At 70.8% G+C, this 8,641-nt stretch carries 8 protein-coding genes and 1 pseudogene; 3 read left to right on the top strand and 6 right to left on the bottom strand.

Going from position 1 to position 8,641, the window contains the following annotated elements; all coding sequences use genetic code 11:
- Positions 1 to 447: RNB domain-containing ribonuclease (locus V7E09_RS12810; RefSeq protein ID WP_324523486.1), on the bottom strand; the 447-nt coding region annotated here is incomplete at its 3' end.
- Entirely contained in the window at positions 444 to 1,184 is a 741-nt protein-coding gene (locus V7E09_RS12805; RefSeq protein WP_324512243.1) for a zinc ribbon domain-containing protein, read from the bottom strand. The genes V7E09_RS12805 and V7E09_RS12810, both read right to left, overlap by 4 nt.
- Before the next feature lie 105 nt (positions 1,185 to 1,289).
- On the opposite strand from V7E09_RS12805, the gene V7E09_RS12800 reads away from it, so the two are divergent.
- The 3 genes from V7E09_RS12800 to V7E09_RS12790 all read left to right on the top strand — a co-directional run bounded on the left by V7E09_RS12800 (position 1,290) and on the right by V7E09_RS12790 (position 4,822).
- Positions 1,290 to 1,853, top strand: coding sequence for a histidine phosphatase family protein (locus V7E09_RS12800; protein ID WP_324512242.1), 564 nt, complete (start codon positions 1,290 to 1,292; stop codon positions 1,851 to 1,853).
- A gap of 70 nt (positions 1,854 to 1,923) precedes the next feature.
- The gene (locus V7E09_RS12795) at positions 1,924 to 3,414 is read left to right on the top strand and encodes an aminopeptidase P family protein (protein ID WP_324512241.1); all 1,491 of its coding nucleotides are present in this window, start codon (positions 1,924 to 1,926) and stop codon (positions 3,412 to 3,414) included.
- A 97-nt stretch (positions 3,415 to 3,511) separates the two neighbouring features.
- A complete protein-coding gene (locus V7E09_RS12790) occupies positions 3,512 to 4,822 on the top strand; it encodes a TrpB-like pyridoxal phosphate-dependent enzyme (protein ID WP_324512240.1) in 1,311 nt (436 codons plus the stop codon).
- A 465-nt stretch (positions 4,823 to 5,287) separates the two neighbouring features.
- Here V7E09_RS12790 and V7E09_RS12785 read toward each other — a convergent pair.
- The 4 genes and pseudogenes from V7E09_RS12785 to V7E09_RS12770 all read right to left on the bottom strand — a co-directional run.
- Positions 5,288 to 5,794 (bottom strand): annotated as a pseudogene (locus V7E09_RS12785) (general stress protein); the annotation flags it as partial.
- Positions 5,791 to 6,747, bottom strand: coding sequence for an HpcH/HpaI aldolase/citrate lyase family protein (locus V7E09_RS12780; protein WP_324512239.1), 957 nt, complete (start codon positions 6,745 to 6,747; stop codon positions 5,791 to 5,793). The gene V7E09_RS12780 and the pseudogene V7E09_RS12785, both read right to left, overlap by 4 nt.
- A 5-nt stretch (positions 6,748 to 6,752) precedes the next feature.
- The gene (locus V7E09_RS12775; protein ID WP_324512238.1) at positions 6,753 to 7,439 is read right to left on the bottom strand and encodes a GNAT family N-acetyltransferase; all 687 of its coding nucleotides are present in this window, start codon (positions 7,437 to 7,439) and stop codon (positions 6,753 to 6,755) included.
- 33 nt (positions 7,440 to 7,472) lie between these two features.
- The gene (locus V7E09_RS12770) at positions 7,473 to 8,627 is read right to left on the bottom strand and encodes an Mrp/NBP35 family ATP-binding protein (RefSeq protein WP_324512237.1); all 1,155 of its coding nucleotides are present in this window, start codon (positions 8,625 to 8,627) and stop codon (positions 7,473 to 7,475) included.
- Positions 8,628 to 8,641: the final 14 nt, after the last annotated feature.

Genomic DNA, 8,641 nt, shown 5'->3' with positions numbered 1-8,641 from the left:
GTGCTCCCACAGCAGCGCGGGACGCTCCACTCCGGGGAGCAGCGACGCGGCCCCCTCGCTGAGCACCGTCGGGTGCAGCGGGACCCGGCCATCCGGCGCGTACAAGGTGACGCCGCGGGCGTGTGCTTCGGCGTCCAGCGCCCCGCCGGGCGTGACGAACCGCTGCAGGTCGGCGATCGCGTAGACCACCCGGTAGCCCTCGCCGTCTCGTTCGATGAACAGCGCCTGATCCAGGTCGGTGGACCCGGGCGGGTCGATGGTGACCAGCGCAATACCGGTGGCGTCGCGGGCGGGCTGAGGCGCCTGCCGCGCGGACGCGGCGGCCTCGGCCTCCACCGGCGCGGGGAAGCCGTCCGGGACCTGCAACTCGCCGCGCAGCCGCCGCAACCCGGGGCGCAGGGGTTCGGGGGCCTGGCGTCCGGACGCGTAGACCGCGGCGGGGCTCACAGGCCGGATTCGGAGGTGCGGACGAGGATCCGGCCGCATTCCTCGCAGCGCAGCACCTCGTCGGCGGCCGCAGCGCGGTAGCGGTTCATGTCGGAGGTGTTGGCCTCCAACTGGCACCCGCCGCAGCGGCCGTGCTGCAGCAGCGCCGCGCCCACCCCCGCCTTCTCGGCGATGCGGGCGTACAACGCGAGCAACTCGGCGGGGATGCCTGCGGCGATGACGTGCCGCTCTCGTTCCAGGACGTCCCGCTCCGCCGCGATCGCCGCCAGCTTGGTCTCCCGCTCGGCCAGCACCTCGCGCATCGACGACTCGATGTCGGTCTTCGCGGCCTGCACCTGGGTGGCCTTCTCGCGCGCGGCCTCGGCGCGCTCCATCGCCTCGAGTTGCCCGTCTTCCAGTTCGTCGATGCGACGCTTGAGGTGGGTGATCTCCTCCAGCATGCTCTGCAGCGCCTTCGGAGCGCCCACGGTGCCGTCGGCGACCCGGGTCTCGTTCCGGGCGAGGCGCTCGCGGACCGGAACGAGGTCCTGCTCCGCCTTGGCGAGTTCCAAATCCGCGTCGGAGGCGACCGTGTCGGCGGCGATGACCCGCTCGGCGGCCCGCGCTCGCTCCGCCTGCAGCCCGCGCGCGGTGGCCGTCTCGGGCAGGTTCGCCCGGCGGTGGTCGAGTTGGGCGATCGCGGTGTCAGTCGCCTGAAGATCGAGCAGCCTGTGCTGCGCTGCGGGTTGTGCCTTCATGCGTCCTCCTGCGTCGTGTCGCCGGGTCGCACGATACCGCAGCGGGGGAAGCCCGCCGCCCCGTTGACCTCCGGCGTCCCCACGCGACCTGCAAGGATGAGAGCCATGACGACCCTGTACCTGGTGCGACACGGCGAGACGTCCTGGAGCAAGTCGGGACAGCACACCTCCTACACCGATCTGGATCTGACTCCGCACGGCGTCGAGCAGGCCCTCTCGCTGCGCGAGCAGCTCGACCCCGCCGACTTCGGCCTGGTGCTGTCCAGCCCGCGGCGCCGGGCCCGCCGCACCGCCGAGCTGGCCGGTTTCACCAACCTGGAGATCACCGACGACCTGGTCGAATGGAACTACGGCGACTATGAGGGGCTGACGTCCGACCAGATCCGTTCGGAGTACCACCCGGGGTGGCGGCTGTGGTTCAACGGGCCGCGCGGCGGCGAGACCGCCGACCAGGTCCGCGCCCGCCTGACCCGTGTCGTGCAGCGGGTGCGTGACTCGGGGGTGGAGCGGGCCGTGTGCTTCAGTCACGGGCACGCGCTGCGGGTGCTGGCCTTGTGCTGGCTCGACTTCCCGCTGATCTTCGGGCAGAGCTTCCCCTTGGCCACCGCGTCGGTGTCGGTGCTGGGGCGCGAGAAGGAGTCCTGGGCCGTCCTGCACTGGAACACGTGACCTGGCGCCCTCGGGGTAGGCTGAGGCAGCACCGATGCGGCCTGACGCCGCGCTGAGGGAGATCGATCCGATGTCGCAGAAGGCACCCAAGCTGCCCAACCGTCAAACCCCTTTCTCGGACGCCTTCGTGTCGTTCATCGCGACGGACTGGGAGCCCTATCCGAGTGAGCTTCCGGCCCCGCTGCCCGCGTCCGCGCACACCGCCGCGCGCCGCGACGCCGTGAGCGCGGCCTTTCCGGGCGAGCGGCTGGTGATCCCCGCGGGCAACCTCGTGGTGCGCAGCAACGACTGCGACTACCCGTTCCGCCCGCACTCCGCGTTCGCGCACCTCACCGGCCTGGGCACCGACCGAGAGCCCGACGCCGTGTTGGTGCTGGAGCCTCGCCTCGGGGAGGACGCCGAACCGGCCGGTCATGACGCCGTGCTGTACTTCAAGCCGCGCGCCCCGCGCACCGACCCCGAGTTCTACGCCGACCCGCGTTACGGCGAGATGTGGGTCGGGCAGCGGGAGTCGTGCGAGGAGATGTCGGCGTTGACCGCGCTGCCGACCCGCCCGATCAGTGATCTGCCCCGTGCCCTGTCCGACCGGATCGACACCGTCGCGGTGCGTCTGGTCCGCGACGTCGATGTGCCCCTCACCGCCCTGCTGGACAGCCTCCGCCAGGAGGCGAAGGGTGACGTCGATCGAGTCGGCGACGAGGAACTCGCCACCGCGTTGTCGGAGCTGCGGCTCCTCAAGGACGACTTCGAACTCGGCGAGCTGAAGACCGCCTGCGATGCGACGGCCGTCGGCTTCGCGGCCGTCGCCGCGGACCTTCCCACCGCCGTCGCGAACGGCCGTGGCGAGCGCTGGTGCGAAGGCGTCTTCGAGCTCCATGCCCGCCACCTGGGCAACGGGGTCGGGTATGGCAGCATCTGCGCCTCGGGCGACCACGCCAACACGCTGCATTGGATCCGCAACGACGGCGGGCTGCGCGACGGCGACCTGATCCTGCTCGACATGGGCGTGGAGGTCGACTCGCTCTACACGGCGGACGTGACCCGCACCCTGCCGGTCGACGGCACGTTCACCGCCGCGCAACGGCAGGTGTATGAGGCGGTGCTCGCCGCTCAGCAGGCGGGCATGGACGCCGCTCGTGCGGGAGCACGGTTCTCCGACGTCCACGAGGCGGCGATCCGCGTCGTGGCCACCTACCTGCGCGAGTGGGGCATCCTGCCGGTGTCGGTCGAGGAGTCCCTCGACCCGGTCGCCGGGGGGCAGCACCGCCGTTGGATGGTGCACGGCACCTCGCACCACCTGGGTCTGGACGTGCACGACTGCGCGCAGGCCCGCAAGGAGTTCTACCGGGAGGGCACGCTGCGTCCCGGCATGGTGATCACCGTGGAGCCCGGCATCTACTTCAAGTCCACCGACCTGCTGGTGCCGCAGGAATTGCGGGGCATCGGCGTGCGGATCGAGGACGACATCGTCATCACCGACGGCGCGCCGCGGCTGCTGTCGGACTCCCTGCCCCGGACCGCCGACGACGTCGAGGCCTGGCTGGCCGCCCAGCGCGGCTGAACCCGGCGGCGGCCACGCGCGGTGTCAGGCCGGCAACCCCTTACCGGAGCGTGGGCGCCCCGCACACGGGGCGCGTGGTGCGCTCTACAGTTCACCCATGGCCGAACTGACGAAGGTCTTCCTCGACGAGGACGAGATCCCCACCCACTGGTACAACATCGCCGCGGACTTCCCGAACCCGGCGCCGCCTCACCTGCATCCGGGCACGCAGCAGCCGCTGCAGCCCGACGACCTGGCCGCTCTCTTCCCGGCCGGGCTCATCGAGCAGGAGCTGAGCACGCAGCGCTGGATCGAGATCCCCGACGTGGTGCGGGACATCTATCGGCTGTGGCGTCCCTCCCCGTTGCATCGTGCACGTCGGCTGGAGCAGGCGCTGGGCACGACCGCGCGCATCTACTACAAGTACGAGGGCGAGTCGCCGGTCGGGTCGCACAAGACCAACTCGGCGGTCCCGCAGGCCTACTACAACCGGGAAGCGGGCCGGATGCGGCTCACCACCGAGACCGGGGCCGGTCAGTGGGGTTCCGCGCTGGCCTTCGCCACGCAGATCTTCGGTCAGTCCTGCGAGGTCTGGCAGGTCCGCAACACCTACGAGTCCAAGCCCTACCGTCGCATGCTGATGGAGACCTATGGAGCCTCGGTGACGCCGAGTCCCTCCGACCTCACGGCTGCCGGGCGCGCGCTGCGCGAACGGTTCCCGGACACTCCGGGCAGCCTGGGGATGGCCATCTCCGAGGCGGTGGAGGTTGCGGCGGGCGACCCGGACGCCTCCTACGCGCTGGGATCGGTCCTCAACCATGTGGCGCTGCATCAGAGCGTGATCGGGCAGGAAGCCATCAAGCAACTCGCCAAGTTCGGTGAGGACGCCCCCGACTTCCTGTTCGCGTGCGCGGGCGGCGGCTCGAACCTCGCCGGGATCAGCTTCCCGTTCCTGAGGGAGAACATCGAGGGCCGCATGAACGTCGACGTGGTGGCCTGCGAGCCTGCCGCCGCACCATCGCTCACCGAGGGCGAATACCGCTACGACTTCGGCGACAGCTCCCAGATGACGCCGCTGCTGAAGATGTACACCCTGGGCGCCGACTTCGTCCCCGACCCGGTCCACGCCGGCGGCCTGCGCTATCACGGCATGGCACCGCTGGTCTCCCACGCCTACCACGAGGGACTGCTGCGGGCGATCGCCGTCAAGCAGCGGGAGGCGTTCGCCGCAGGCATCGAGTTCGCTCGCGCCGAGGGCATCGTGCCCGCCTCCGAGTCCAACCACGCCATCGCGGGTGCGTTGCGGCAGGCCCGTCAGGCGGCCGAGGACGGCACGTCCCCCGTCATCCTGATCGGGGTCTCCGGCTCGGGCCAGCTCGACCTCCCGGCCTACTCGGAGTACCTGGCCGGCACCATGCTGGACGCCTGACCGACGTCACGAAGAACCGGCGAGGGCTCTCAGCCTTCGCCGGTTCTTCTGTGTCGTGAGTGAATCGAGCCGCCGCAGCCTCCGCCGTCAGGGCTTGGGATCAGGCGTTCCCTGCGGTTCGTCGTCAGGCGTCTCGGCGTGCCCTGGCGAGCCGGCGTCCTCGGTGGGGGTCGCGTGCTCCGTGGGCTGCTGCCACGGCGCGGCGTACCCGCCGTTCGCGTCCGGCGCGGAGGGTTGGTAGCCGGGCTGGGTCCCATAGCCACCGGGGGCCTGGTAGCCCTGGCCGGGTTGCCCCGGGTAGCCCTGCGGCGGTTGTCCGGGGTAACCGGGCGCCTGCTGGCCCGGGTAGCCCCGACCCCAGCCCTGCTGGCCGTAGCCCGGCGGCGGATAGCCTTGCCCGTAGCCAGGCTGCTGGTTCGGGTAGCCGGCGTACGGCGGGTACGCCTGCTGGGCCGGCGGCTGATTGAACTGATTGCCGCGGGTCGCAGGGCTCTTGGCGAGCAGTTCCCGCGCCTGGGCGGCCACTTTGTGCTCGCACAGCAGTTCGTACTTGGTCGCCACCGTCTGCGACACGGAGGTGAAGTCGCGCTGGCCCCGGCTGAGCACGTAGCCCAGGACGGCGAAGACCAGCCCGATCACGACGCCGATCAGGATCGCGGTCAGCAGCATCACGAAGAAGGAGTCGGGCTGCGGCTGCAGGATCATCATGACGATGGCGACGATGAAGCCGGTCGAGAGGCCGCTGGTGACGCCCTGGCCGAGCACGGTGCCCCACGTGCGGCGTCCGGTCACCCGCTCCATCAGCCGCAGATCGGTGCCCACGATGGCGAGGTTCTTCACCGGAAAGTTCGCATCGGCGAGCTGATCCACCGCCTTCTGGGCGTCCGGGTAGCTGTCGAAGACACCCAGGGACTGCGGGTACTCCAGCTTGAACAGCGCGGTGTTCGCGCCCAACGCACTTTGCTGGGTCATGCCTGCTCCTTCCCGGCCGCCGAGCTCACGGCACCACCTCGGGCAACGATCGCCGCCGCGAGCTTCACACCGGCCTCGTCGACCATCTCGTCATCAACCACGATAGCGCCGCGCGCACCACCCTCCCGGGTGCCCGCCGCCGCGTAGGCGTCCAGGATGCGCCGTGCCCGGGCCAGGTCCGCCCGGTCCGGGGAGAAGATCCGGGTGCCCGCCTCCACCTGATCGGGATGCAGCACCCACTTGCCGTCGTAGCCGAGGGCGGCCGCCCGGCGGGCCGCCACCTCGAATCCCGCCGTGTCGCGGATCGCGACGAACGGACCATCGATGGCCTGCAACCCGTGGGCACGCGCCGCGACAAGGATCGCCATCATGACGTAGTGGAACGCGTCCGCGGGGTAGCCGCCCGGCTGCGCTCCCACGTTCAACCCCGCCATCCCCATCGCCGCCATGAAGTCACCGGGGCCGTACACCAGCGTCTCCAGCCGCGGCGAGGAGGCGGCGATCTCGTTGACGTGGATCAAGCCGCGAGCCTCCTCGATCTGCGCCTCGATTCCGATGCCGCCGACCACGAGTCCTCGCTCCTGCTCCACCTGCGTGAGCAGGAGGTCCAATGCCACCACCTGCGCCGCCGACGTCACCTTCGGCAACAGCACACAATCGATCTTCGCGCCCGCGCCCCCCACGACGACCTCCACGTCGCGAAACGTCCACGGCGTCGACCAGTCGTTGACCCGCACCGTCACCGTCGGCGCGGCAAACCCGGCCGGGTCGAGCAGGGCGTCCACGATCCGCTGCCGTGACTCCTGCTTCACCGCGGGCGCGACCGCATCCTCCAGATCCAGGAACAGCGTGTCGACCGCCAGCGTGCGTGCCTTGGCGATGAACCGATCGGAGGAACCAGGGACGGCCAAGACGGTGCGGCGGACGCGGGCGGGACGTGGCGTGGCGGGCATGACGCCTAGCCTACGGGCAGCGGCACGCTCAGATGGGAGCCATACGGGGTCAGGCCCAACCCCAGCGCTACGGCGCGTCCGGCGGCCTGGGAGCGGTCCACCCGGAAGGCGGCGAACCCGCTCAACGCGATCGCCGCGGCCAGCCCGGCACGCGCGACACGGCTGCCCAGCCCCCGACCCCGGGCGTCGGGACGCACCAGCACGCCGACGTCCAACGGCCACCCCCACAGGGACGTGACGACGGCCGCGGCCACCACGACATCGTCCTCGATCACCCCGAACCCTGCCTGGGCGGGACGATCGAATCCGGCTTCGCGCCAGGCGTCCTCGCCGACGCTGGCCGCCAGCGTCCGCCAGCCGTCGGGCTCGAGCGGGCCGACATCGGACACCAGGCCAGTGTCGTGGTCGGCCCAGAAATGATCCACGATCCCGCTCACCGGTGCCGCCGCGATCCCCGACCAGCGCCGCGGATCCACCGCGTCGGCGGGCGTGGCGTGCTGCAGGGCGGAGGCCACGGCGTCCAACTGTCCCGGAGGCGCGTCCACGTAGGCGTGATCGCCCAGCAGGAGCACCAAGGCGGCCTCGTCATGAAGCCCCGTCGAGCCGATCATCACGGGCGTCAGCCCAGGAATCGGCATGCCGAACCGCCGGGCCCAATGGCCATCGATACGGCGCCTGGTCTCCTCCAGCACGCTCGCAGCCTAGCGGCGCCCGGGCAGGACGCCTCAGCCGACGTGCAGCGTGAGCTTGCGTCCGGCCAACCCACGACGCCGGGCAGCCAGCCGGTCGGCGAGACCCGCCAGCGCCGCGGCGGCCGGGCGGGCGGCCTCGGCGCGCACGAGCGGGACCCCGGCATCACCCGAGGCGCTCATCTGCGCGTCGATCGGCACCTCGGCCAGCAGCGGCACCTCGTAGCCCAGCCGCAACGACAGCGCCTCCGCGACCCGGGCGCCTCCGCCGGTGCCGAACAGGTCGAGGCGGTGGCTTTGGCCGCAGTGCGGGCACTCGGCGTCCAGGTAGGCCATGTTCTCCACCACCCCCAGCACCTTCTGATCGACCATCGAGGCCATGGTGCCGGCGCGCTCGGCGACCTCGGCCGCCGCCTGCTGCGGGGTGGTCACGACGATCACCTCGGCGTTGGGCAGCTTGGCGCCCAGGCTCATGGCCACGTCGCCGGTTCCGGGCGGCAGGTCGACGAGCAGGAAGTCCAGGTCGCCCCAGTAGACGTCGGCCAGGAACTGCTGGATCGCCCGGTCCAGAATGGGCCCGCGCCAGGCGATCACCTGATCGCGGGACTGCTTGAGCATGCCGATGGAGATGGCGCTCAGATTCTCCCCGGCCGGCACCGGAATGATCATGTCGTCGATGCCGGTCACGTCCGCGTCCGCAATGCCGAGCATCGGGGGGATCGAGTGTCCGTAGATGTCAGCGTCCAGGATGCCGACCTTCTTGCCGTGGGCCGCCAGCGCACTGGCCAGGTTCACCGTCACGCTCGACTTGCCGACGCCGCCCTTGCCGGAGGCGATGAGCAGCACCTGGGTGAGGTTGCCGTCCTGGGCGAACGGGATCACCCGGTCGCGGACGCCGCCACGCAGTTTGGTCTTCAACTCGTCGCGCTGCTCATCGGACATGACGCCGAAGTTCAGCTCCAGCCCGGTGAGGCCCTCCACCTGCTGCAGTGCGGCATGCACGTCGTGCTCGATGGTGTTCTGCATCGGACAGCCGGAGATGGTCAGCAGCACCGAGACGCTGGCCTGACCGGCCTCGTCGACCTCCACCGATTCAACCATGCCCAGGTCGGTGATCGGCTTGTGGATCTCGGGATCCTGGACGTGGGACAGGGCGTCCCACACGGCTTCGTTGAGGCTGACGGCAGACATGCCCCCAGTCTAGG

This window comes from Propioniciclava sp. (assembly GCF_036744435.1).
Lineage (GTDB): Bacteria > Actinomycetota > Actinomycetes > Propionibacteriales > Propionibacteriaceae > Propioniciclava.
The sequence above is the reverse complement of the archived record's forward strand: the minus strand, read 5'-3'. Positions and strand labels throughout refer to the sequence as shown.